The 25,522-nt window shown below is 43.8% G+C and carries 21 protein-coding genes; 19 read left to right on the top strand and 2 right to left on the bottom strand.

Going from position 1 to position 25,522, the window contains the following annotated elements; all coding sequences use genetic code 11:
• The first annotated feature begins 16 nt into the window (after positions 1-16).
• The 13 genes from L1D21_RS07940 (at position 17) to L1D21_RS07880 (ending at position 13,828) form a co-directional block, all read left to right on the top strand.
• Complete coding sequence (locus tag L1D21_RS07940) at positions 17-409, top strand: hypothetical protein (RefSeq protein ID WP_239844698.1); 393 nt, start codon at positions 17-19, stop codon at positions 407-409.
• Positions 410-483: 74 nt separating this feature from the next.
• Positions 484-1,320, top strand: coding sequence for a DUF692 domain-containing protein (locus tag L1D21_RS07935; RefSeq protein WP_239844697.1), 837 nt, complete (start codon positions 484-486; stop codon positions 1,318-1,320).
• Position 1,321: 1 nt separating this feature from the next.
• Positions 1,322-2,062 carry a putative DNA-binding domain-containing protein gene (locus tag L1D21_RS07930; protein WP_239844696.1) on the top strand — a complete coding sequence of 247 codons (741 nt, stop codon included), beginning with the start codon at positions 1,322-1,324 and terminating at the stop codon, positions 2,060-2,062.
• Between the two features lie 284 nt (positions 2,063-2,346).
• A complete protein-coding gene (locus L1D21_RS07925; protein ID WP_239844695.1) occupies positions 2,347-2,715 on the top strand; it encodes a YbaN family protein in 369 nt (122 codons plus the stop codon).
• Between the two features lie 137 nt (positions 2,716-2,852).
• A complete protein-coding gene (gene apt, locus L1D21_RS07920; RefSeq protein ID WP_239844939.1) occupies positions 2,853-3,404 on the top strand; it encodes an adenine phosphoribosyltransferase in 552 nt (183 codons plus the stop codon).
• 302 nt (positions 3,405-3,706) lie between these two features.
• The gene (gene dnaX / locus L1D21_RS07915) at positions 3,707-6,319 is read left to right on the top strand and encodes a DNA polymerase III subunit gamma/tau (RefSeq protein ID WP_239844694.1); all 2,613 of its coding nucleotides are present in this window, start codon (positions 3,707-3,709) and stop codon (positions 6,317-6,319) included.
• A gap of 115 nt (positions 6,320-6,434) precedes the next feature.
• Complete coding sequence (locus L1D21_RS07910; protein ID WP_011866032.1) at positions 6,435-6,764, top strand: YbaB/EbfC family nucleoid-associated protein; 330 nt, start codon at positions 6,435-6,437, stop codon at positions 6,762-6,764.
• Between the two features lie 3 nt (positions 6,765-6,767).
• Positions 6,768-7,367, top strand: a complete 600-nt coding sequence (gene recR / locus L1D21_RS07905) for a recombination mediator RecR (protein ID WP_239844693.1) — start codon at positions 6,768-6,770, stop codon at positions 7,365-7,367.
• 162 nt (positions 7,368-7,529) lie between these two features.
• Positions 7,530-9,449 (top strand): molecular chaperone HtpG, encoded by a 1,920-nt coding sequence (gene htpG / locus L1D21_RS07900; protein WP_239844692.1) that lies wholly within the window; start codon positions 7,530-7,532, stop codon positions 9,447-9,449.
• 60 nt (positions 9,450-9,509) lie between these two features.
• Positions 9,510-10,355 carry a tetratricopeptide repeat protein gene (locus L1D21_RS07895; RefSeq protein ID WP_239844691.1) on the top strand — a complete coding sequence of 282 codons (846 nt, stop codon included), beginning with the start codon at positions 9,510-9,512 and terminating at the stop codon, positions 10,353-10,355.
• Between the two features lie 196 nt (positions 10,356-10,551).
• Positions 10,552-11,196 (top strand): adenylate kinase, encoded by a 645-nt coding sequence (gene adk, locus L1D21_RS07890; protein ID WP_239844690.1) that lies wholly within the window; start codon positions 10,552-10,554, stop codon positions 11,194-11,196.
• 130 nt (positions 11,197-11,326) lie between these two features.
• Positions 11,327-12,334: a ferrochelatase gene (gene hemH, locus L1D21_RS07885; RefSeq protein ID WP_239844689.1), complete on the top strand. Its 1,008-nt coding sequence runs from the start codon at positions 11,327-11,329 to the stop codon at positions 12,332-12,334.
• A gap of 189 nt (positions 12,335-12,523) precedes the next feature.
• Positions 12,524-13,828, top strand: coding sequence for an inosine/guanosine kinase (locus tag L1D21_RS07880; RefSeq protein WP_239844688.1), 1,305 nt, complete (start codon positions 12,524-12,526; stop codon positions 13,826-13,828).
• Between the two features lie 107 nt (positions 13,829-13,935).
• Here L1D21_RS07880 and L1D21_RS07875 read toward each other — a convergent pair whose 3' ends face one another.
• Complete coding sequence (locus tag L1D21_RS07875; RefSeq protein WP_239844687.1) at positions 13,936-15,255, bottom strand: dicarboxylate/amino acid:cation symporter; 1,320 nt, start codon at positions 15,253-15,255, stop codon at positions 13,936-13,938.
• A gap of 217 nt (positions 15,256-15,472) precedes the next feature.
• Here L1D21_RS07875 and L1D21_RS07870 point away from each other — a divergent pair, with 217 nt between their 5' ends.
• Positions 15,473-17,923, top strand: a complete 2,451-nt coding sequence (locus tag L1D21_RS07870) for a hypothetical protein (RefSeq protein WP_239844686.1) — start codon at positions 15,473-15,475, stop codon at positions 17,921-17,923.
• A 119-nt stretch (positions 17,924-18,042) separates the two neighbouring features.
• Here L1D21_RS07870 and astB read toward each other — a convergent pair whose 3' ends face one another.
• Positions 18,043-19,380 carry an N-succinylarginine dihydrolase gene (astB, locus tag L1D21_RS07865; protein WP_239844685.1) on the bottom strand — a complete coding sequence of 446 codons (1,338 nt, stop codon included), beginning with the start codon at positions 19,378-19,380 and terminating at the stop codon, positions 18,043-18,045.
• A 358-nt stretch (positions 19,381-19,738) separates the two neighbouring features.
• On the opposite strand from astB, the gene topA reads away from it, so the two are divergent.
• From topA to L1D21_RS07840, 5 genes are all read left to right on the top strand, one after another.
• A complete protein-coding gene (topA, locus tag L1D21_RS07860) occupies positions 19,739-22,384 on the top strand; it encodes a type I DNA topoisomerase (RefSeq protein ID WP_239844684.1) in 2,646 nt (881 codons plus the stop codon).
• Positions 22,385-22,547: 163 nt separating this feature from the next.
• Complete coding sequence (locus L1D21_RS07855; protein ID WP_239844683.1) at positions 22,548-23,123, top strand: YceI family protein; 576 nt, start codon at positions 22,548-22,550, stop codon at positions 23,121-23,123.
• A 101-nt stretch (positions 23,124-23,224) separates the two neighbouring features.
• Positions 23,225-23,575 (top strand): DUF3802 family protein, encoded by a 351-nt coding sequence (locus L1D21_RS07850; protein ID WP_239844682.1) that lies wholly within the window; start codon positions 23,225-23,227, stop codon positions 23,573-23,575.
• 585 nt (positions 23,576-24,160) lie between these two features.
• The gene (locus tag L1D21_RS07845; protein ID WP_239844681.1) at positions 24,161-24,535 is read left to right on the top strand and encodes an STAS/SEC14 domain-containing protein; all 375 of its coding nucleotides are present in this window, start codon (positions 24,161-24,163) and stop codon (positions 24,533-24,535) included.
• Between the two features lie 64 nt (positions 24,536-24,599).
• Entirely contained in the window at positions 24,600-25,469 is an 870-nt protein-coding gene (locus L1D21_RS07840; protein WP_239844680.1) for a RimK/LysX family protein, read from the top strand.
• Positions 25,470-25,522 lie beyond the last annotated feature (53 nt).

The raw sequence follows: 25,522 nt of genomic DNA, 5'->3' as shown, positions 1-25,522 counted from the left end.
ACTAAAGGAACATATTATGAAATTAACCAAGAATACTGCAGTGGCTGTTGCGTTAGGAACCGTTTTTGTTGGTGGCAGTCTCAGCATCGAGGCTCAAGCAAATCCATTTGGCTATAGTGAAATGCAGGCTGGCTACCAACTTGTTGACGGTGAAGGTAAATGTGGTGAAGGCAAGTGTGGCGAAAATATGAAGAAAGCGGCAAAAGAAGGGGAGCGAGGTGCCAGTGAAGCTGCCAAAGAAAAAGCCAAGGATAAAAGTAAAGAAGGCCAATGTGGTGCTCAAATGAAAGCCATGAAAGAAGGCAAAATGAAAGAAGGTAAGTGCGGCGAGAAGATGGAAAAAGCCAAAGAGGGTAAATGTGGGGCCGATAAAAAAGCCAAAGAAGGTAAGTGCGGTGGCGAGCAATAACCTATTGTTAACTATTTGAAAATACCAGTATTAGGCCAGTCATTCGCTGGCCTAATTTATTGATAGAGGTGGATATGTCGGTTCAAGCAAAAGTGGGGCTCGGACTGCGACGGGAAATGCTCAATGAGTTTTGTCAGGCAGTGCCAAGTGCAATTGATTTCTTCGAGGTTGCCCCTGAAAATTGGATGAGTTTAGGCGGTAAGTTTGGTCGGCAATTTAAACAACTCAGTGAGAAACATCGCTTTTTTTGTCACGGGTTGTCATTATCGATTGGTAGTCCTGCTGAGCTCGATATTCGCTTTGTAAAACAGGTGAAACACTTTCTTGATAGTCATGGTATCGACATCTATTCAGAGCATCTTAGCTACTGCTCAGGTGCAGGCCATCTTTACGATTTAATGCCGATGCCTTTTACCGATGACGCGGTTATTCACATCGCAAACCGTGTAAAGCAGGTGGAGGATATTCTAGAGCGGCCGCTGATCTTAGAAAATGTGTCTTTCTATACCGCACCTGGCAGCCAAATGAGTGAGCGTGAGTTTGTAACTCATGTACTTAACGAAGCCGATTGTAAGCTGCTTTTGGATGTGAATAACATCTATGTTAATTCGATAAACCATCAATACGATCCCATTGCTTTTATGCAAGCCATGCCGACTGAACGTATCGCTTATCTGCACATTGCCGGGCATTATGAAGAGGCGCCCGATCTGATGATTGATACCCATGGTAGTGATGTTATTGACCCAGTTTGGCAGTTACTTCAAGCCTGTTATGCCTACCATGGGGTGTTTCCTACCTTACTGGAGCGTGATTTTAATATTCCAGCGACCCAAGTGTTACTGCAGGAGGTTAATCAGATCCACCGCTATCAAAGAGATGCTCTATCTCAATGTGAGCGGAGTGCCTAATATGGATTTTGTAGAGGTGCAGCAGTCTTTCATCGATCATATTCGTGATCCTCAGCAACCTTTACCCATAGGTACGGACGAGCGGCGGATGAAGGTCTATCGTGAGTTATTTTTTAATAATATAAAGGGATTCGTTTCAAACGGATTTCCTGTGCTTTGCTCTTTATATAGTGAGGAGCGATGGCAAGCATTAATACAGCAGTTTTTTGTTCAACACGATTGTAAGACACCGATTTTCATCGAGATAGCCCAAGAGTTTATTAGTTTCCTGCAACATGAGTATCAAGCTAAAGCGGACGACCCATCATTTATGTTGGAGCTGGCGCATTATGAATGGCTAGAATTGTTGGTCGCGACAGCATTTGATAACCCATCATATCAACGGGTTGATAATATTGAGTCAGATAAACTCGTGCTCAGTAATAGTGCTAAAGTCGCGCAATATCATTATCCAGTGCAAAAGATCTCTAGTGACTATCGTCCAATAACACCCGATGAACAACCGAGTCTTTTTTGCATTTACCGTGATGCAGAAGATGAAGTGTGTTTTTTGCAATTAAACCCGCTTGCGGCTCAAGTGCTTGCTTATATTGAGCTGCAAGAGGCAATAAGCTTTGATGATATTTGTCAGTGGCTTAGGGACACATACTCAGAAATGGATGCGCAAATGTTGGTGTCTGGATGTCGGCAGATGCTACAGCAGATGGCTGACAAGGAAATTGTGTTATCTAGTCAGCGTTAATTTATCCTATTTTAGGGGTTTCTATCGGGTGTCCAACTCTCTATAATGGCGGCGAAATTTGATCTAGATCAATAAATGCAGTCAATCATGTTATAGAGGAAGTTATGAGTCAGCCGTTTAAAGACCCGTTTAATATCGTGTATTTTGTTGGATTTTTGCTCGTTCTACTGCTGCCAACACTACCAGCTACGCTATCATGGTTGAAGCACCTACAATTAATGTAGTCTTAAGTCTTACTTAGGTATACTAACCACTCATTTGAGTGGTTTTTTTATGGGGATTTGATGGCTTTCAAACGCAGCATCTTGCTATTAATAGGCTGTATCAGTTTGTTATTGGGAGTGATTGGTATTTTTTTACCTTTGCTGCCAACAGTGCCTTTTATCCTACTTGCCTCGTTTTGTTTTGCTCGTTCTAGTGAGCGATTGCATCAATGGTTAATGACTCATCCTTGGTTTGCCGAAGCGCTGCGCGACTGGGAAAGCAAGCGGGCTATTCGTAAAGGCTTAAAGCGTAAAGCCTATTTGGCAACGACGTTAAGTTTTACCGTGAGCATTATTATTGTGCCTCTGCTTTGGGTAAAACTGATGTTGTGCTGCATGTTGATGGCTTTATTACTCTATTTACGGCAAGTCCCCGAGTTAGAGGATTAGATCGTCACCTAGGTAACGCTTTGTGACCTGATCGGTTGCAACAGGCTATAAAGCGGCTTAAGCTTTAGCCGAAAACTCTCCTATGAACTCATTCGACAGTGAGTTTAACCCTGAAATGGGCTTATTGAATAAAGATGATATTAATGAATACAGACAAATTGAATTTGATCAAACAGAGCATCAAAACCATCCCGAATTATCCAAAGCCGGGGATCATGTTCCGTGATGTGACCAGCTTAATGGAAGATCACGATGCTTATCATACCGCGATCGAATTGTTTGTTGAGCAATATAAAGACCTAGGTTTTACCAAAATTGTGGGTACCGAAGCGCGTGGGTTCTTGTTTGGTGCTCCCTTAGCTTTAGCGTTAGGCGTCGGTTTTGTTCCTGTTCGTAAGCCAGGTAAGTTACCGCGCGAAACCATTCAAGAGAGTTATGAACTTGAATATGGTCATGATTCACTTGAATTACATATCGATGCGATTACGGCTGAAGATAAGGTGTTGGTTGTTGACGACCTTTTAGCCACTGGCGGCACGATTGAAGCCACGGTTAAATTAATTCGACGTTTAGGCGGTGAAGTTTCTCATGCGGCGTTTGTGATTTCATTACCTGAGTTAGGTGGCGAGAAGCGTCTGCAAGATATTGGTCTTGAGTTAGTTACCCTATGTGAATTTGAAGGCGAATAAAGCTCGATTTAGCGTCACTATAAATGCTCACTTTGCTTAGCTAAGTGAGCATTTTTTATGTCTGAAGGTGAGCAAATTATCAATATTACAAGCGAAAGTTATTATCGGTGTTTCCACAATGTCTGCTTTATTTTCAACCACTAATGGTGAGTGACGCAGCAGTTTTCATCGTTTTATATTTGCTTTACTTTAATCTTTAAAAATAACGTTTGTGATCGTGTCTGCTTGCTAGCGAGTTGGGGGTTTGCATGTTATTGTTTGCTGATTATCTTCTGATTCGTTGATCCATTTTGGGGAGTTCTATGTCATATCAGGTGTTAGCCAGAAAGTGGCGCCCTGCTAAGTTCGAGCAAGTCGTTGGTCAGTCACATGTTTTACATGCTTTGACCAATGCGTTGACGCAGAACCGATTACATCATGCCTATCTATTTTCCGGCACGCGTGGCGTGGGTAAAACCAGTTTGGCACGTTTATTTGCCAAAGGCCTAAACTGCGAGCAAGGTGTTACCGCCACCCCATGTGGTGTGTGTTCGAGTTGTGTAGAAATAGCCCAAGGGCGGTTTGTCGATTTAATTGAAGTCGATGCCGCCTCTCGAACCAAGGTAGATGACACCCGTGAGCTATTGGATAATGTGCAATATCGCCCATCCCGTGGCCGATATAAGGTCTACCTTATCGATGAAGTGCACATGCTTTCCCGCAGCAGTTTTAACGCCTTGCTTAAGACTTTAGAAGAACCCCCTGAGCATGTGAAGTTTCTGCTGGCTACGACAGATCCACAAAGACTGCCAGTTACTGTCTTATCTCGTTGCTTACAATTTAATTTAAAGAGCCTTACCCTTGATGAAATTTGCCTGAAATTGGCAAAGGTTTTGGGGCAGGAGAGTATCTCATTTGACGATGGGGCCATAAAGTTACTCGCTAAAGCTGCCAATGGTAGTATGCGTGACGCGTTAAGTTTGACCGATCAGGCTATCGCATTTGGCGCAGGGCAAGTGCAGCTAAACCAAGTACAAACCATGCTGGGGACTATCGACGAGCATTATGTAATTGTATTGCTTAAAGCCTTGTGTGATGGCGATATTGGTAATTTATTACAAGTCACCGATGAAGTCTTATCATTTGGTGCCGATCCAATTGAAGTATTGCGTAGCTTGTTGGAATTGTTGCATCAAATCACTTTAACTCAGTTTGCACCTGCTGCGGCGCAGTTATCTAAGTATGCTGAGCAAATTCAAGCGTTTGCATCACAATTAACACCCGAGCAGGTGCAATTGTATTATCAGTTGTTATTGACGGGACGCAAAGATTTACCTCATGCTCCCGATCCTAAATCGGGTTTAGAAATGGCATTACTGCGTGCTGTAGCTTTTGTGCCTGAAACTCCTGTGAAAAAGTGGCAGTCGACGCCTTTGGCTGAAAAGTTAGTGTTACCTACAGCAAGTGTTACTGATGATGCAAGTAACAAGATATCTAATCCTAGCCATGTTGATCCTTCGTCGAAATCGCAGCTTCAAGCTAAACCGTCCACTCCTGCTTCTGCGCCCGAGTCAGATGACTGTGAAGATGAAGTTCTATTGTCTGAGCAAGCGTTGATTTTAAGCCAAGCTCAGAGCCAGTTACAAGCCTCATCAACTCAGAAAACCGCTGAATCCGATCAGAAACCTGAGCCGCGATCTGAGCAGCAATCGGACACGCAACAACGCGCTGCAGAAGATATGACTTCATCAGAGGTCGATTTACAGGCTTATGCCGATTTTGAGCAACAAGCTGATTCTGATCCCGATTCATATAGTGATCTGTTTGCCGAGGCACAAGCTTCTGAGGCGCAACCCCCTGAAATCGTTGCCGAACAAGTTAGCCAGAATGTGGCAAAGAGTCACAATGACATCACAGATGAAACCAAGAGCGAAGAGAGTGCTGATGATAGTACAAACGCTGCTGAAACCCTTGTAGATTCAAATAAACAGGTGGTAACCGCAGCTTCACCTGCGCTGGAGGATGATTTACTGGATGCAGTTTTAGCCGCCAGACAGTCGTTACTTACCGACCTAGATGACACTTCATCTAAGGAGAGTGACACAAAAAAGCCTGAGGTGGGACCCAAAGCGTATGTACCACCTAAGCGTAAGCAACCAGTTAATAATCCCAATGAGGAGTCTGAAACTCAGACCACAGTAGAGCAGCTTAATAGTGATGCTGAAGATAGACCGCCTTGGGAAGCTCCTGCGGAATCATCGCCTCAATTACAAACTCAGCAAGTTGATAACGGTGATATTGAAAGCGTGTTAGTTGCAGCAGATGAATCTGTTGCAACATTAGAGGCCGAGATATCAACGGAGTCTGCATTATTACCTCAAGCTGAACGTGAAACTAATCTAGCCGCTGGCGCGGAAACTGCTGTGTCAGCTCAGGCTGTTCAAACTCCAACGCCATATAGCGACGAGATAAAGGGCAATAGTATCGATCTTAAGTGGTATCGCTTGATGTCGGCATTAGATATTGGTGGGCGAGTGCGTCAATTAGCGGTTAATTCTGTGTGTCAGCAGTTTGTTGACCCATTGCCTTTGGTGTTAAAGCCAAATCAGAAACATCTCGAAGCCCCGGGAGCGGTTAGCCAATTAGAAGCGGCGTTATCCAAGGCATTAGGTGCGGATTGCCAGGTGAGTTTTGCAGTAGGTGTCGAAGCAGGGCGGGAGACGCCACTGGAGATCCGTAAACGCTTTCATCGAGAACTGTTGCAAAAGTCGCAGCATGATTTGTTAAATGATGACAATATACGCTGGTTGACTGAGGTAATGAATGCCGAAATTGATCTCGATAGCCTCAGTTATCCCAATGAATTACTTGGCCAACGGGCTCAAACTATTGAGCTTATCGATAAATCGAACTTTATCGAGTTGGTTCAGTCTTAACTTTATTCGTAACCCTCTTAGGGTGTTAGTTGGTAGATTGGCGATCAGCTTTGATTGCTTATTGGTGCTAATTCAGTAAGATTAGCCAGTTTTTTAATATTGAAGAGAAGTCGATATGTTTGGAAAAGGCGGTATGGGCAACCTAATGAAACAAGCCCAGATGATGCAAGACAAAATGGCCAAGGTGCAAGAAGAGATCGCACGCATGGAAGTTACTGGCGAAGCGGGTGCTGGTCTTGTTAAAGTCACAATGACAGGCTCTCACAGTGTTCGTAAAGTCGAAATTGACCCTAGCTTGTTAGAAGACGACAAAGAGATGCTAGAAGATTTGATTGCCGCTGCATGTAACGATGCTGCGCGCCGAGTTGAAGAGAGTCAAAAAGAGAAAATGGCTGAAGTGACCGGCGGTATGCAATTACCTCCTGGCATGAAGATGCCATTCTAAAATATGAAATTTAGCCCCCTTGTCGATGAATTGATCCAATCGCTGCGTTGTTTACCCGGTGTAGGCCCTAAATCAGCCCAGCGAATGGCATTTCAATTACTCGAGCGTGATCGTAAAGCGGGTCAACAATTGGCTCAGTCTTTGGCTAGTGCAATGAGCGATGTGGGACATTGTAATAGTTGTCGTACTTTCACAGAAGAGACGCTGTGCCCTATATGTGCCAGTAGCCGTCGTGGTCAATCTGAACTTATTTGTGTGGTTGAAACCCCTGCAGATGTGTTGGCAATTGAGGCGGGGGGCTACTTCTCTGGGCGCTATTTCGTGCTACTTGGGCATCTGTCGCCTCTCGATGGTGTAGGGCCTGATGAACTGGGGCTGAGTCTGTTAGAGCAGCATTTAGCCAGTGGTGAGGTAAGTGAGTTAATCTTAGCTACAAACCCAACGGTAGAAGGGGATGCCACCGCGCATTTTATTGCCGATATGGCGAAGCAGCACGAAATTAACGTGAGCCGTATTGCTCATGGTGTACCAGTAGGTGGAGAGCTTGAATATGTTGATAGTACGACGTTAGCCTTATCATTTAATGGGCGGCTTCCTTTGTAATATCGCGCTTTAACTCCTCGTTATGATGAAATCCAGCACCAGTGTGCTGGATTTTTTTTGAGCAAATAAAATTCATAACGACATTTTGGCTTGAAAAGCAAAATTCTAACCCCATCTCTTTAGCCATAGAGCGTTATTTGTGAATTTAAGAAGGAATACTCGATGTCACAACAAGAAACCCATGGCTTTCAAACCGAAGTCAAACAACTACTTAATTTGATGATCCACTCTTTGTACTCAAACAAAGAGATTTTCTTGCGTGAATTGGTCTCCAATGCTGCCGATGCGGCTGACAAGCTTAGATATGAAGCATTAACCAAAGACGAATTGTATGAGGGCGATGGTGAGCTTCGTGTTCGTGTTAGCGCCGATAGCGAAAAAGGCACTGTCACCATTGAAGATAACGGGATCGGTATGACCCGTGATGGTGTGATTGAGCATCTGGGGACGATTGCTAAGTCAGGCACTGCGGAATTCTTTAAAAATCTCTCTGGTGACGAGTCAAAAGATTCACAGTTGATTGGTCAGTTTGGTGTGGGTTTTTATTCAGCCTTTATCGTGGCCGATAAAGTCACTGTACGCACCCGTGCAGCAGGTCATAGTGCCGATGAAGCGGTGCAGTGGGAATCTGCGGGTGAAGGTGATTTCACGGTTGAGAACATAGTTAAAGAGTCACGCGGAACCGAGATCATTTTGCATCTGCGTGAAGATGAAAAAGAGTTTGCTGACGACTACCGTCTGCGCTCAATCATTACCAAATACTCTGATCATATCTCTGTTCCTGTTGAGATGTGGCAAGAAGGTACCCCAGCTCAAGAAGCTACTGAAGAGGGCGGTGAGGCTGTTCCAGCAACAGAAGGTCACTGGCAAGCGATGAACAAGGCCACTGCGCTTTGGACTCGTAATAAGAGCGATGTGACCGAGGAAGAATACCAAGAGTTTTATAAGCATATTTCTCATGACTTTGTTGACCCATTACTGTGGAGCCATAACCGCGTCGAGGGGAAACAGGAATACACGAGTTTGCTGTACATTCCTGCGAAAGCACCTTGGGATTTATGGAATCGCGATCGTAAACATGGTCTGAAACTGTTTGTTCAGCGCGTGTTCGTGATGGATGATGCTGAGCAGTTTATGCCAAGTTATCTGCGCTTCGTGCAAGGTTTGATTGATTCAAATGACTTGCCACTGAATGTGTCGCGCGAAATTTTGCAAGACAACAAGATCACCACAGCACTGCGCACTGCGGTAACTAAACGTGTACTGAGTATGCTTGAAAAGTTAGCCAAGAATGATCCTGAGAAGTATCAAACTTTCTGGGCTGAATTTGGCCAAGTGTTAAAAGAAGGTCCGGCTGAAGATTTCGCGAATAAAGAGAAGATTGCTGGTTTATTGCGTTTTGCTTCGACGCATACCAATGAAGCGGCTCACACTGTGTCATTGGCTGATTATGTGGAGCGAATGAAAGAGGGACAAAGCAAGATTTATTATATTGTTGCCGATAGCCATGAAGCAGCGAAAAACAGTCCTCATCTTGAATTGTTACGTAAGAAAGGCATCGAAGTATTATTGATGTCGGAGCGCATCGATGAGTGGTTAATCAACCACTTAACAGAATTCGATGGCAAGCAGTTACATTCAGTGACTCGTGGTGATCTTGAACTAGGCGAATTAGAAGATGCCGCAGACAAGGAAGCCCAAGAGAAGTTAGAAACCGAGTCTGAAGGCTTAGTTAAGCGTGTTAAAGAAGCATTAGGTGATAAGGTTTCTAACGTCAAAGTGACGACGCGTCTGACTGACACTCCAGCCTGTGTCGTTGCTGGTGAGGGCGAGATGTCATCACAGATGATTAAGTTGATGCAAGCAGCGGGTCAAGCGGTACCTGAGAGCAAGCCAGTATTTGAGCTTAATCCTGAGCACCCATTAGTGGCTCGCTTAGATGCTGAGCAGGATGAAGAGCAGTTTGGACAATGGGCTGACTTGTTATTACAACAAGCGCAACTTTCTGAGAAAGGTAGCTTGGCCGATCCATCAGCCTTTATTAAACTAATGAACAAGATGCTGCTGGCGAGTGTAAAATAACCATCAATTTAATAAGAGGCAGCAAGACTGCCTCTTATGCTTTCTCGCTTAAGGAAAATTATGGATACAGTATTGGATCTAACCAAAGAAAATATCCAGCAGGTTGTCGATGCTTCGATGCAGCAAGTGGTGGTTCTGACCTTTTGGAGTCAACAAAGTCCAGAAAGTATGGCTCTGGTACAAACTCTGCAACAGATGGCAGCGAGCCAATCGGGACGCTTTATACTAGCTAAAGTGAATTGCGATGCCGAAATGGAGATTGCTAACTACTTTCAGATACAAAGTTTGCCGACAACGCTAGTGCTACGCGAGGGCAAACCTATCGATGGCTTCGCTGGAGTGCAGGAGCAACCGCAAATTCAAGCGATGTTCGAGCAGCACCTTCCTCAGTTGTGGCAGTTACAATTAACTGAAGCTAAAACTTTATTGGCTAATGACAATGCTGAGCAAGCTTTACCACTGTTAAAGGAAGCTTATCAAGCCAACCAACAAGCTGAGGTGGCGTTAGTGTATGCCGATGCCTTGTTAAAACTTGGGCAAATCGAGCAGGTGAAAGTCCTGCTTAGTGGCATCGGATTGGCAGATCAAGACAGTTATTACCAAAGCCTTCAGGCTAAATTATCATTAGCTCTGGATGCCGCCGATACGCCTGAGATCCGTAATCTTCAGGCTGATTTAGATGCTAACCCGAACGATTTATCTCTGCTGCTTGCGTTATGCAAGGCACTTAATAGTGCCAAGCGCGATGAAGAGGCTTTAGAGAAACTTTTTAGCGTGTTGGTGAAAGACATTACAGCTCATGACGGCGGGGTAAAGCAGTTATTCATGGAAATATTGACCGCTATGGGTCCAGGCAATCCGCTTGCTAACCAATATCGTCGTAAACTCTATAGCTTGTTGTACTAAGTCTTTGGGTGATAGAGGGCTTGTTTAGTATATTCAACTGGGTTTGGTTCTGAAGTTAGTAGAAAAACTTGTATCAACCTAAAGTCGAATGAAAACTAAGGTTTCGTGACTTCAAATAAGCGGTCATTTGTGCGAAGATCGCCGCCCAATGATAAAAATAAATATTCTAAATTATGCGAAATAAGAGGACTCTCAGATGCGCATTATGTTATTAGGTGCCCCAGGTGCCGGAAAAGGTACCCAGGCCCAGTTCATCATGGAAAAATATGGTGTGCCACAGATCTCTACTGGCGACATGTTACGTGCAGCGGTTAAAGCTGGCACTCCTCTGGGCTTAGAAGCCAAAAAAGTGATGGACGCAGGACAACTGGTATCTGATGAGCTAATCATTGGCTTAGTAAAAGAGCGTGTTGCTCAAGATGATTGTGCCAAAGGCTTCCTGCTTGATGGTTTCCCTCGCACTATTCCGCAAGCTGATGCCATGGCTGCTAGCGGTATCGAAATCGATCATGTTATTGAAATCGATGTGCCAGACGAAGAGATCGTTAAGCGTATGAGTGGTCGTCGTGTTCATCCTGGTTCTGGTCGTGTTTATCATCTTGTGTACAATCCACCTAAAGTGGAAGGTAAGGATGATGTCAGCGGCGAAGACCTTGTTATTCGTCCAGATGATGAAGAAAGTACTGTGCGTAAGCGCCTAGGTATCTATCATGAACAAACTAAGCCTCTAGTTGATTATTACGGCAAAGTTGCGGCTACGGGTAAACTTACTTATAACAAGTTTGATGGTACTCAAAGCGTTGCATCGGTAAGCGATGCGATTGCAAAAACCATAGGTTAATCTTGCTAACTGCATGAGATGTATCTCATAATTTAAAAAGCTCACCACGGTGGGCTTTTTTTATGGCTAAGGCGATGCTAGCCTAGCCTTACAGCAGTTTTACATTTCAGCTAGGGAGTCATGGAACTCAATGTCTTATACAGATACAGCAAAAGTCGGCGTGTTATTAGTGAATCTAGGAACCCCTGATACGGCCACCCCTAAAGATGTTAAACAGTTTCTGAAGCAATTTTTAAGCGATCCTCGCGTTGTTGATGTTAATCCGCTTATTTGGAAACCGATCCTTAATGGTATTATTTTAAACACCCGCCCTAAAGCTGTGGCTAAGCTATATCAGTCAATCTGGTGGCAAGATGGATCACCGTTGATGGTGATAAGTCAACGCCAGCGTAATGCTTTGGAACAAGTTTTAGCAGAGCAATTTGCTCAGCCCATTCCGGTTGAGTTGGGAATGAGTTACGGCAATCCCTCTTTACAAGCAGGCTTAGATAAGCTCATCGCTCAAGGTGTTAAAAAAGTTGTGGTATTACCGTTATATCCGCAGTATTCATGTTCGACTGTTGCACCGGTTTTCGATGCTATTGCAAAGATTTATCAACAGCGCCGTGATTATCCTGAGACACGTTTTAGTAAAGATTATTATCAACATCCTACTTATATTAAGGCGCTGGCCGATTCGGTTCGTCGTCATTGGGATAAACATGGACAGGCGCAGTGCTTGTTGATGTCTTATCATGGCGTGCCGCTCAGATATGTGACTGAAGGCGACCCCTATCAGAAACAGTGCCAGCGAACATCTGAGTTATTAGCTGCAGAGTTAGGCTTGGTTGAGGAACAGTGGCGCCTGTGTTTCCAATCCAAATTTGGTAAAGAGGAATGGCTAACGCCTGCGACCGATGCCATGTTGGAATCCTTACCAGAAACTGGAGTGAAATCGGTGGATATTATGTGTCCGGCATTCTCGGTGGATTGTCTGGAAACCTTAGAAGAGATCTCAATTGCTGGTAAAGAAAGTTTTATTGAAGCCGGTGGCGAGAGTTACCGTTTTATTGATTGCCTCAACGACGATCCAGTGCATATTCAGCTATTAGCCGAAATTGTTACTGAGCAAGCCGGTGGTTGGTTAACGGCGAAATAAACCATCTTCTAGCAAGGCATAAATCACTACTCAATGCTATTTTATGTGGTAGGATCTGCGGCTATTTTATTAGATTAGGCTGCGGCTCCTATCAATAGAGACGCTGCTTGATAAATAGTGAACTAAGGGGTCTAGTTTACTGTTTATTTCGATTCCAATTTGCAGGGATGCGACAAGAGTGAGCTCGGTATGAAGTTTCCTGGTCAACGTAAATCAAAGCATTATTTTCCCGTCAAAAACCGTGATCCATTGTTGGCTCAGCTAACACAGCAGCCGCAACATATTCCTACTCATGTCAGTGGTATAGATCAAACCCTAGTCGACATCGAAGCTAAGGTGGCCGATGAGTTGTTGCATCGCTATGAATTACCTAAAGGCAATTCGACACTGATCGATGACGATAAAGCTCACAAGCTTTATAACGAGCTAAAGCAATCAAACTTGATCTGCGACGAGTTTGCGGGCGGCACCATAGGTAATACAGTACACAATTACTCAATTTTAGCCGATGACCGTTCGGTGTTATTTGGTGTGATGAGTAACAATATTGAAGTGGGCAGCTATGCCTATCGTTATTTATGTAATACCTCTTCTAAAGTGGATTTGAACTATCTGCAGCCCGTCGATGGCCCTATCGGGCGTTGTTTTACACTGATCTCCGAATGTGGTGAGCGTACTTTTGCAATCAGTAAAGGTTCGATGGATAAGTTAACCCCTGAGTTTATTAATAAAGAAATAGTGCAGTCCTCTTCTGCGTTGGTGCTGACGGCGTATCTAATGAGGGCCAGTGGCGGCGATCAAATTGGTGCTGCAGCCTTAAAGGCCATCGAGTATGCCAAAGCGGCAGATGTACCTGTGGTACTGACTTTAGGCACGCGTTTCTTAATCGAAGAAGATCCCTTGTGGTGGCGAGATTTTATCAAACAAAATGTCACAATTTTAGCGATGAACGAAGATGAAGGCGAGGCGTTAACGGGTTTCCGCGACCCATTAAGTGCCAGTGATGCTGCATTGGAATGGTGTGATTTAGTTCTGACCACCGCAGGGCCTTTGGGGTTGTATATGGCGGGATATACTGAGGATTCTGAGAAGCGAGAAACCAGTCATACTCTATTACCTGGCGTGATCCCCGAGTTTAACCGTTATGAGTTCTCAAGACCCAAATTAAAAAGTGATTGTGATACTCCACTTAAAGTGTTTGCGCATATTGCGCCATATATGGGCGGTCCAGATATTATTCGCAATACCAATGGTGCCGGGGATGGTGCATTAGCCGCTTTATTGCATGACTTGGCGTCGAATACTTACCACAAGGCCAATGTGCCAGGTTCAAGTAAACATAAACGTGATGGTTTGTGTTACTCCTCTTTTTCACAGGTTTGTAAATATGCTAACCGAGTAGCCTATGAAGTATTGGCTCAGCATAGTCCGCGCTTATCTCGCGGTTTACCAGAAAGAGAAGATAGCCTAGAAGAGGCATATTGGGAAAGGTAATAGTGGTTTGAATATTTACTTTTTTCAGTGCTAACGCTGTCAAAAAAGGCGCCCCAGATAAGTATCATGGGGCGCCTTTTGCGTTTAGCTTAAAGGTTAGTTACGTTTTAATCTTTGACTTCAGCGTTAACTTGGTCGACGAAGCTACCAGTGGTTTTCCCCGCTTGCGTATCGTTAAATAGCTCTTCGTTAAAGGCTGATTCAGACTTAGCAATGATCACTGTCGCTACACTATCGCCCGTGACGTTTACAGCAGTACGAACCATGTCTAATAATCTATCAACACCCATGATAAGCGCGATGCCTTCAACGGGTAGGCCGACTTGGTTTAATACCATGGCAAGCATGATAAGCCCAACACCAGGAACCCCTGCGGTGCCAATAGAGGCTAAGGTCGCTGTAACGACCACCATGACGTAATCTGTGATGGTTAAGTCGATACCAAATACCTGAGCGATAAACACCGTGGCAACCCCTTGCATGATTGCGGTACCGTCCATATTAATGGTCGCACCTAGTGGCAGGGTAAATGAAGCGATTTTGTTATCGACACCAAGTCGATGCTCTGCGGTTTCAAGAGTCACAGGTAATGTGGCATTTGAACTTGCGGTGCTGAATGCAAATAGTTGCACATCTCTCATTTTACGGATGAAGATCAGCGGACTTAAACCGGAAAAGGTTTTTAGTAGGAAAGGGTAAACAATAAAGGCGTGGAATAATAAGACACCTAGTACCACGAAGAAATATTTAACGACGCTTTCAAATGTTTCTAAACCGATAGAAAGAGCCAGTTTACCCATTAATGCGAAAATACCATAAGGTGCAAGTTGCATGATTAAGGTAACGACGCGCATGATCACTTCATTTAAATCATTAAATAGTGCTGCAACGCGTTTTCCTCGCTCTCCAATATGTGAAATGGCGAAGCCAAAAATAACTGCAAAGATAATGATCTGTAGCATATTACCTTCGGTCATAGCCTGAATTGGGTTGCGTGGTACCAGATTAATCAAAACATTGGATAAGCTGGGCGCTTCTTTAACCGCATAGTGCATATTTTCAGAAGCAAGAGAGGCGTTACCTGGGTGAATTAACAGCGCGACTAAAATAGCAACAGTTAAAGCGATTGCGGTGGTAAATAGATAAAAAACGATGGTTTTTCCACCTAAACGTCCTAACGTAGATGGGTCACTTAGTGAGCAGGTACCACAGACTAAAGAGACAAATACCAAGGGGACAACTAACATCTGTAAACTTGAAATGAAGATGCTACCGATAACATGTAAGAGACCTTCAGTAATATATTCTTGAATAAAATTACTTTCGGGAAATAAATTACGCAGTAAGAGCCCAAATAAAATGCCCCCAGCCATACCAATAAGTATTTTAGCCGTTAAACCGAGCTTTTTGTTTTGAGTTAGAGCCATAGTGCTTCCTGTATTATTTTTAGCCATTTCTTTTATTGACATAAAGCCTAGCAAGAAACCTAAATTGATGAAATGGCTTTGTGGTTAAAGTTTTTATCCATTTTTAGCAATTAAACACTGATTGTGATGGAAAAGTTGTAGGAAAATTGTGTAATGTTAATCTATAAGTAATAAGCAGATGCTTAACATTATAATCTAAGTAACAGGGAGTCTGACAATGAAGTCAGCGTTTAAAGTTTTTACCTCATATTTGTTTCTACTTTTTATCGTTGCCTGTAGTGGTGGTGGTAACGTTACGGACGACGGCACTGGTGGCACTACCGATCCCGAATCTATTACAATCGATCTTTCCATCGATAACACTCAAATTTCTGTTGCCGCACCTGCAACATTAACCGCTAAGGTGAAATATGCTGGTGGCTCTGCCGTGGATACCTTAGTGTCTTTCTCTCTTAATAACGATACCTACGGTACTTTTTCTCCGGGTACGGGCGAAGTGGCTACCGATTCAAGTGGTGTGGCGACTATCCAGCTTAACACTGCGGCGATTAATACCGGTGCCACAGTGACTGCGACCACTTCATCAGGGGAAAGCGCTTCTGTGAATGTCACTATGGTCGGTGATGGCGGTGAAGCCGGTGGTGGTGCCCAAGTATCACTCGTGCTTACCGATGATAGCGGCAATGCGATTCAGTCAATTAGCACATTGTCACCAGGTAAATTAACCGCAACGGTAACAGGTATCAGTAAGCCTGTTATTGTCACGTTTGATAGTGCTATTGGTGATTTACCTATTAAAACGGCTGTAACCGACTCTCAGGGTAAGGCGACTGTTGATATCTACGCTGGTAGCGCTTTAGGTGCTGGTGAAGTTACTGCAACCTTATCAACCAATGAAGTGGGTAAAACCATAGTTGTCGTTGGGGCGACAAATGTGGTGATGGGGAGTGGCTCTCCTTTCGTTAAGGGGCAGGCATCTGTAAGTACAGATACGCTTTCTGCGGGTGGTACCGCAACTATCTCGGTTGAAATCCAAGATGAGCAGGGTAATCCTTTTACCCAGCCTGTTGATGTGAACTTCTCATCGACGTGTGCTACTTCATCGCAGGCACAGCTGAGTTCTCCTGTCTCTTCTAGTAATGGAGTCGCGACCACCACATACCTTGCTAAAGGTTGTGTAGGCGATGATCAAATCAATGTCACAGCTAATGCCGGTGGTATTAGCCTTTCTGCAACGGGCACAATCAATGTACTGCAAGCTGATATTGGCAGTATCGTTTTTGACTCAGCAACCCCCGAAAATATCAGTATTTTAGGCACAGGCGGTATTGAGTCTTCTGTAGTTAAATTTAAGGTGCTGGATAAAAATAGTAATCCCGTGAGTAATCAAAACGTACTCTTTGCGCTTAATACCGTCGTTGGTGGAGTCTCTCTTTCTCCAACATCGGCCACAACAGATGCGTCGGGGATTGTACAAACGGTTGTGACCACGGGTACGGTATCGACTTCTTTGCGCGTAACTGCAACAGTAGATAACGGTGCAACACCAGCGATTTCGAGTCAGTCCAATCAGTTAATCGTATCGACAGGTATTCCTGATCAAGACAGTTTCTCGCTGTCTGCTGAATTATTAAATGCAGAAGGTTGGGATATTGATGGCACTACAGTGAAAGTCACCGCGCGTATGGCCGATGCCTTTAACAACCCAGTTCCAGATGGAACAACTGTGTCGTTTACTACTGAGGGTGGTTCGATTACTGATTTCTGTCAGACAGTGGCCGGTGCGTGTTCCGTGACTTGGACTAGTCAATTACCAAGACCTGAAGGCAATCTTATTTTAGATGGTAGTGGTGCTATGGTGAACAACCCTGATGCCACTTTGGCTTACGATGCTAGCCTTGGAGTTTACGGCAACGTGTATGGTCAAAAATATGGTGGACGCGCTACTATCACGGCTACGGCGATCGGTGAAGAATCTTTCCCTGACCTCAATGGTAATGGCCGCTTTGATGCCAGTGAAATGACCGAATTTACCTCAGGTACTGATGTGACAGGCCACTCTTTTGATTTGACAGACGCTTTCAATGACTATAACGAAGATGGCCTGTTTAATCCGCAGCAAACTGGTGGACAAGCTGGTGGTACCCTTGAAGAGTTGATCGATTTCAATGCAGATGGTGTATTTGCCGACAAAGATGGTTTGTACAATGGCGTGCTTTGTTCTGACCCTGTGCATGCAGGTTGTGCTGACGGTGTGAACGATTCTAAGTCACTTTATATTCGTCGAAGTTTAGTGATTGTCATGTCGGGTAGTACCGCCTATGCGACAGCCCCTGCTGATGTAGCTATTGATGATAAAAATGGTCCACACACGGGCGGCGGAATCACCATCGTTGGTGAAGGTTCAGCGACGGTTGGCTTTACCATTTCAGATCAGCATAACCAGCAGATGCCTGCTGGCAGTATAGTAAGGTTTACTGCTACTGCAGGTTCTGTTGTCAGCTCTAGTTCATACACTTGGCCAAGCACCAATTACAATGGTGGCCGACAGTTCAACGTGACGTTAAAAGGTGAGGCGCAGCCGAACTCTGGGGTTTTACTGGTTGAAGTGGAAACGCCAAGCGGTCATGTGACTGAAGTACTGTCAGTGGGGATCACGATTGAGTAACGCTTGTGCTGAAATTCTGATTAAATTTTAATAATGCGTTAAGTTAAATAAAAAGGTGCCCTAGGCACCTTTTTATTGGGTCGCTTTAAGCGTTAAAATAACGAAGTGAGGGTTAAATGTTATTTTTGAAACTGGTAAACACAACCCAGCTTCATAATTTGTGTCAGCTCATCTAGTGCGGTGCGAGATTCAATAATTAATTGCGGATCGGCTAAGTCCTCGACGGCGAGTTCGTCACGATAGTGTTTATCGACCCATGAGTTGAGGCGCTCAAATAATGCATCATTTAACAGTGTGTGTTGATTCACAGCATTTACTTCGCTTTCAGTCATTGCAACCCGTAATCGTAAACAGGCCGGGCCACCACCGTTTTGCATACTCTGCTTAACATCAAAATAATGTACCTGTTTAATGGGAGTTCCTAAGGTGACGACCTCATTTAAGTAGTCGAATACCGCCGGATTTTCTTGGCAATTAGTTGGGGCAATAATCGCCATCTCTCCATTGGGCAAGGTGATGATTTGAGTATTGAATAGATAGGTTTTAACCGCATCTTCTATGCTGACTTTAGCGGTTGGTACTTCGATAAAATGTAATTCATTGCCATTAAATTTACGGCGTATTTCATCAAGCTTAGTTTGAGTGTCGACAAAGGCTTGCTGATGGTAAAACAACACGTTTTGGTTGCCTACAGCAATCACATCATTGTGAAATACGCCTTGGTCGATCACGTCTGGGTTTTGCTGTATAAATACGCTGTTTTCTTCATCAAGTTGATGCAGGCGAGCAATCGCCTGTGAGGCTTCTAAGGTTTGTCTTGCTGGATACTTACTCGGCTTAGGTGCCGTAGGATTTGTGGCCTGTTGACCATAAACAAACAGTTCTAATCCTTCGTGACCATATTCACGACATAAGCGGGTATGGTTAGCAGCACCCTCATCGCCAAAACTTGTATGTTCTGGAAGATGTTGGTGATGTTGGAAATAGCGCGTGTTATTAAAAGTCGCTGCGAGGATGTTGCCCGTGGTTACTGGTTCGATACTGCGGTGCAGTTTATCGACGAGATTAGCAGGGGTGAAATGAATCTTCCCGTCATGGGTATCGGCACTGGGGGAAACTGTCGCCGCGTTAGCTGTCCACATACTTGACGCACTACAACATGCTCTAAGAAGCTCAGGAGCCTCTTTAGCGGCTTTATTTAACACTTCTGCATCTGTACCTGAAAATCCAATTCGGCGCAGAGTATGAAGGTCTGGTCGCTCCTGAGGTGCTAACATACCTTGTACCATTCCCATATCGGCCAGCGCTTTTGCTTTTTTTAGCCCCTGTTTAGCGGCGGCTTTCGGATTGGATTTTGCGGCGGCATTATTGAGTGAAGCCACATTTCCATAAGAGAGTCCCGCATAATTATGGGTGGGTCCAACTAGGCCATCAAAGTTAGCTTCATAATGCTTCATTGCACATCCTTTTATTTTTTATCTAGGTTTACAAATCAGATGAATTAAAAGATTAAGGTCATTGATTTGTTGAAATTGTGCATCAGTATACTTGAGCGATTAGGCTTAACAAGGTAGGTAAATTGAGTTGGTATTGTGATATCTGCTTAAAAATGCATAACTATTACTTGCTTGATACTTAATAATGAAATATTAGTTTTTAATTACGCAATATTATTTTTCACATTTTTTTCAAAAACGGTTAAAAATTGGCTCTCCGAGACAAATAATAGAGGGATTAGCTTGAAACTATCGATACAACCCTCTATATATGGAGCCAATTTACAGAATTTTGAGACTTTTTGGCGCAGATCATTCTATGGGTAAATCGCTAGTTATTGTCGAATCACCGGCCAAAGCCAAGACTATTAATAAATATCTCGGCAAAGATTACATCGTAAAATCGAGTGTAGGGCACATCCGTGACTTACCAACATCTTCGACTGCGGAAGCGGGTTCGGCAACGAAAACCCCTGCAGAAGTTCGTAAGATGTCCCCTGAAGAAAAAGCCAAATATAAGGCAGATAAAGCCAAGAAAGCGCTTGTTGCCCGAATGGGGATAGACCCCGAACGTGGTTGGAAAGCCAAATACCAGACCTTACCTGGTAAAGAAAAAGTGGTTAAGGAATTACAGTCTCTTGCAGAAAAAGCTGACCATATCTTTCTCGCAACCGATTTGGATAGAGAGGGAGAGGCGATTGCCTGGCATTTGCAAGAGGTGATCGGTGGCGATCCTGAACGCTATCAGCGCGTGGTCTTCAACGAAATTACTAAATCAGCGATTCAAGATGCGTTTAGTCATCCATCGACCCTTGACGCCAACATGGTTAATGCCCAACAAGCTCGTCGCTTCTTAGACAGAGTCGTGGGTTTTATGGTTTCGCCATTGCTGTGGAAGAAAGTTGCCAGAGGTTTATCCGCTGGCCGAGTGCAGTCGGTAGCCACTCGCTTAGTCGTTGAGAGAGAAGGTGAGATTAAGGCGTTTGTTCCTGAAGAGTTCTGGGATATTCACGCGCAGCTCAATACCTTATCTGACGAAGCGTTAAAAATGCAGGTGGCTAAGTATCAGGGACAAGCTTTCAATCCTGTTAATGAATCACAAGCAATGGCTGCAGTCGACGCACTTTCTGGTGCCAGTTTTGTGGTTTCAGCTCGTGAAGACAAAGCCACATCGAGCAAGCCTTCAGCGCCTTTCATCACTTCAACTTTGCAGCAAGCCGCCAGTACTCGCTTAGGCTTTGGCGTGAAGAAAACCATGATGATGGCACAGCGTCTCTATGAGGCGGGCCATATTACTTATATGCGTACTGACTCCACCAACTTAAGCCAAGAAGCACTCGATAACGTGCGCGAGATGATTGGCAGTGAGTTTGGTGATAAGTATCTGCCGGCCGATCCGATTCGTTATGGCAGTAAAGAAGGCGCTCAAGAGGCTCACGAAGCGATCCGTCCATCTAATGTTAAGGTGAGTGCCGCGAGTCTTTCCGATATGGAGCGCGATGCGCAGCGTTTATATGAATTAATTTGGCGTCAATTTGTAGCTTGTCAGATGACGCCTGCAAAATATGATGCGACCCGTTTAACCGTTTCGGCCGGTGATTACGAGCTTAAAGCCTCTGGTCGTACGCTTAAATTTGATGGTTGGACACGAGTTCAAACCGCCATCAAGAAGAAAAACGAAGAAGACAATACGCTGCCATTTGTGGCTCAAGGTGATAACTTGTCGCTGCAAGAGTTACAACCAAAGCAGCACTTTACTAAGCCGCCAGCGCGTTATAGTGAAGCATCATTAGTTAAAGAACTTGAAAAGCGGGGCATTGGTCGACCATCGACTTATGCGACGATCATCTCAACCATTCAAGATCGTGGTTACGTTAAAGTTGATAACCGTCGTTTCTATGCTGAAAAGATGGGTGAGATTGTTAGTGAAAGTCTGATTGGTAGTTTTGAAGAGTTGATGAGCTACGATTTCACTGCGGGTATGGAGCAGACATTAGATAATGTGGCTCAAGGCCAGCTTGAATGGAAGAAAGTACTCGATAACTTCTATAAAGATTTGACCGCTCAACTCGAGAAGGCCGATTTACCACCCGAAGAGGGCGGAATGCGACCTAACGAGATGGTGCTGACTGATATTAAGTGTCCAACCTGCGATCGTCCAATGGGGATCCGTACCGGTACTACCGGGGTATTCCTCGGCTGTTCAGGTTATGCGTTACCGCCGAAAGAGCGTTGTAAAACCACGCTTAACCTGACTGCGGGTGAAGAGGCTATCAGCGAGAATAGTGAAGATGCAGAAACCGATGCGTTACGTGCTAAGCACAGATGTGGTGTTTGTGGCACCGCAATGGATAGCTATCTGATCGATGAAAAACGTAAGCTGCATGTTTGTGGTAATAACCCTATGTGTGCCGGTTATGAAGTCGAGCTGGGACAGTTTAAGATTAAAGGCTACGAAGGCCCTATCTTAGAGTGTGATCGTTGTGGTAATGACATGGAGCTGAAGAATGGCCGTTTCGGTAAGTATTTCGGTTGTACCAATAGCGAATGTAAAAATACCCGTAAACTGCTGAAAAGTGGTGAAGCGGCGCCACCAAAAGAAGATCCTATTCATCTGCCTGAGCTGAAATGTACTAAGTCAGATGGTTACTTCGTACTGCGTGATGGTGCTGCAGGTATCTTTATGGCGGCGAGTACTTTCCCAAGATCTCGTGAGACAAGGGCGCCTTTGGTTGAAGAGTTGGTGAAATACCGTGAGCTATTATGGCCTAAGTATCAGTATCTTGCTGATGCTCCAGTGACCGATGATGAGGGTAACAAAACCTTTGTTCGATTTAGCCGTAAGACCAAGGAGCAATATGTTGCTACTGAGGTTGATGGTAAAGCAACGGGCTGGACTGCCAAATATGTAGGTGGTAAGTGGGTGAGTGAAGCTAAAGCGAAACCTAAGCCGAAGAAAAAATAGCCATTAAAAGCCCTAACTTAGATTAGGGCTTTTTTATATCCTTGATTTATAGATCAATCTATTGAATATTAGGCTATTATGAATTGCAATATTCATTAATGGATAGACAACCCTGAGGTTTTTATCACATCAATGGACTCACATTCACGAGCAGGAGAGCAAGATGAAAACACTATTATTAGGCTTAGGTTTGGCAGTATTAAGCAGCAATGTTGTTGCGGCAGATTGGCAGGTCAGTAATCAAGATTCGATAGTTAATTTTATCTCGGTGAAGAAAGGTGATATTGCCGAGGTACATAAATTTACCGAAGTTGCCGGTAAACTCGACGATAAAGGGGCATTTTCTCTGTCTATTCCGCTGACAAGCGTGATGACTAACGTTGAGATCCGCGATACTCGCATGAAAGAGATCTTATTTGAAGTTGAGAAATACCCTTCGGTTAAATTAACCGCTAAAGTCGATGCAAAAATGGTCGATAAATTGGCTATCGGTGGCACAGAATCTGTCGCGTTAGACGCTGAGCTCGATTTACATGGTACGAGCAAGAAGTTGATGGTTAATGTGCGTGTAGCCAAGTTGGCTCAAGATAAATTGATGGTCACCAGTGAGTATCCGATTATTTTGAATGCAGCCGACTTTGGTTTGAGTGATGGTGTTGAGAAACTCCGTGAGTTGGCTGGATTAAGTGAAATTAGTAAGGCGGTACCTGTTTCATTTGTTTTAACCTTAAGTAAATGATTCAGGTTGAAAATCTCATTCTTAATAGGTCAGCATAGCGATAACAATAAACGATGAGCATGGTATCCCATGCTCATACGATAAGGGCTAGTAGACGATAGATGGTCACAGATACAGACGGATATATACACTTAATACAATATCTCACAGAGCATTTAGGCTTGTTTGAGGCGTCAGAGAATATGGCCGACAATGATCACACCATTATGGAGCTATTTGAAGAACAGCTAGCCGCACAAATCATCATGGTGTGTGGTCAAAACCCTAGGTTAACTTTCTCTGAGCGTAACATGGTGATACGAGAGATAGATGCCATAGTGTATGACTTAGAAGAGATCCTCGCTAAAGTCGCCGATCATAAGGCTTCTGTGGAGCAAAGTATTTTTATCAGTGATTTTTCAGGTTTGATTAAAAACTTGTTTGATCAACAAATTGCTTTACTTACCAAGTAAAAACTTTCTAACAGATAGTTACAACTCTGCAGTTGTTAACATAAGTAATAGTCCTTAATCTGGTACTAAATCCGCAGCAGAGATAGTGAATGTTATCGAGTTATCCTAATAAACAGCACTTTATTATCTACGCTGTACTCTTTTTATTTTGGAATGTGTTTCAATTGTTTAGCATGAATGCTACCGGTTTTGGTTGGGGCTTCATTCCATTTGTCATTTCATTACCCTTCGTGCCTTTTATTCTTGTTTGGTTAGCAGTGCAATTTGTTCGTCACTATCGCCGAATTAATACGCGTCCTAGAGCTAATATGGATTTAGTTCATTGTCTCTGCTGTGGAGCTTTGTTTATGTTATTCGTCTATCAATTTGTTTATTAACTACAATTAGATAAGTTATACCAATCAAAGTAAATGAGTGATCAGCCCGTTTGTAACAGAAAAGGGCGCAGAAAAAATTGTCGAGAACAAGGCGTAACTTGCAGTAACTATTTATTCTAATCACAAAATTTACAACACGGTTATCGGCGATTTTAACTAGCAAGAATGATCATATAATTACTGCAATGGGTATTAATAAGGAGTGATTATGATAGAGCTGCTAGAAGGGTTTGAGCATGATGTGGTCGCTATTAAGGCTCGTGGTGTGCTCAGTAGTGATGACTATCAACAAAAATTGGTTCCTGAGATTGAATCTAAGCTAAAAGATCATTCAACCATTAAGCTTTGGTATGAATTTAGTGATCAATTTGAAGGCATTTCGGTGGAAACCCTGTGGGATGATGCCAAATTAGGACTTTTTCATTTGACTGATTTTTCTAGAGTTGCCATTATCAGCGACAGTGAATGGATCACTAATATGGCTAAATTGTTGGCGTGTATGGCGCCGTGTCCTGTGCAGATTTTTTCTAAAGAACACTTACCCCAGGCTCTGCATTGGTTAACCGAAGCCGACACTGTCTAGTAAATACCTAATATGGAGTGAGCCGACTTTTGTCGGCTTTTTAATTGATTGCTCGAGGTTTTAAATGCTTAAAAGAATTATGTTATGTGCCATTTTTATTGTGACATCGGCTAGCGCAGATGAGAAAGCGATTATCGGTCCGACAGCAGATATGAGGGTTGCTGAAGCAGGTCTCAATTTTGAGGCGAGAATTGATACCGGTGCTGGTAATACTTCTTTAAATGGGTTTGATTTAGAGATCGAAGGCGGCAGCGCCAAAAAGATGAAAGATAATGTTGGCAAGACCCTCTGGTTTAGTACCGAGAATAATAAAGGTGAGAAAAAACGCTTAAGCGCAAAGATTGTTAAAACCTCAACTGTAAGTAATTCTCAAGGCACTGAAACCCGATATATGGTGGCACTGCATGTAGGCTTTGCGGGCAAAGAACGACAAGTTAACGTTAATCTGCGTGAGCGTGAACACATGGATTATAAGTTGCTGATTGGACGAAATTGGTTGAAAGACAAGTATATTGTTGATGTCTCTGAAAAAAACGTCATTGGCCCTTTAGCGCCTATTAGTATCGTTGAGACGGGTTTGATTTATAACACTCGTATCGACAGTGGTGCGGTGGAAAATTCATTACATGCTATCGACTTAAAAGTGGCCGATGGTGACAAGGATATGGAGAAAAATGTCGGTAAAATGCTCTCTTTTACCACTGAAAATGAGAAGGGTGAGTCACAGAGAGTGCATGCGCGAATCGTTGAAACCTCATTGATCCGCAATGCTCAAGGCAGTGAGATACGCTACATGGTTGAGCTTAATGTGGGTGAGCAGGGTAAGGAATATAAGGTCAAAGTGAACTTGCGAGACCGTTCCAAAATGACCAATAAATTTCTTATCGGCCGCAACTGGCTACAAGGGCATTATTTAGTGGATGTATCGCTGTAGTTAGTCGAGCGACTATGATGAGGAGTCATGCTCCTCATCATAGGTTTTAACTG

This window comes from Shewanella sp. Isolate11, from assembly GCF_022398315.1.
Lineage (GTDB): Bacteria > Pseudomonadota > Gammaproteobacteria > Enterobacterales > Shewanellaceae > Shewanella.
This window is presented reverse-complemented; position numbering and strand designations above follow the sequence as displayed.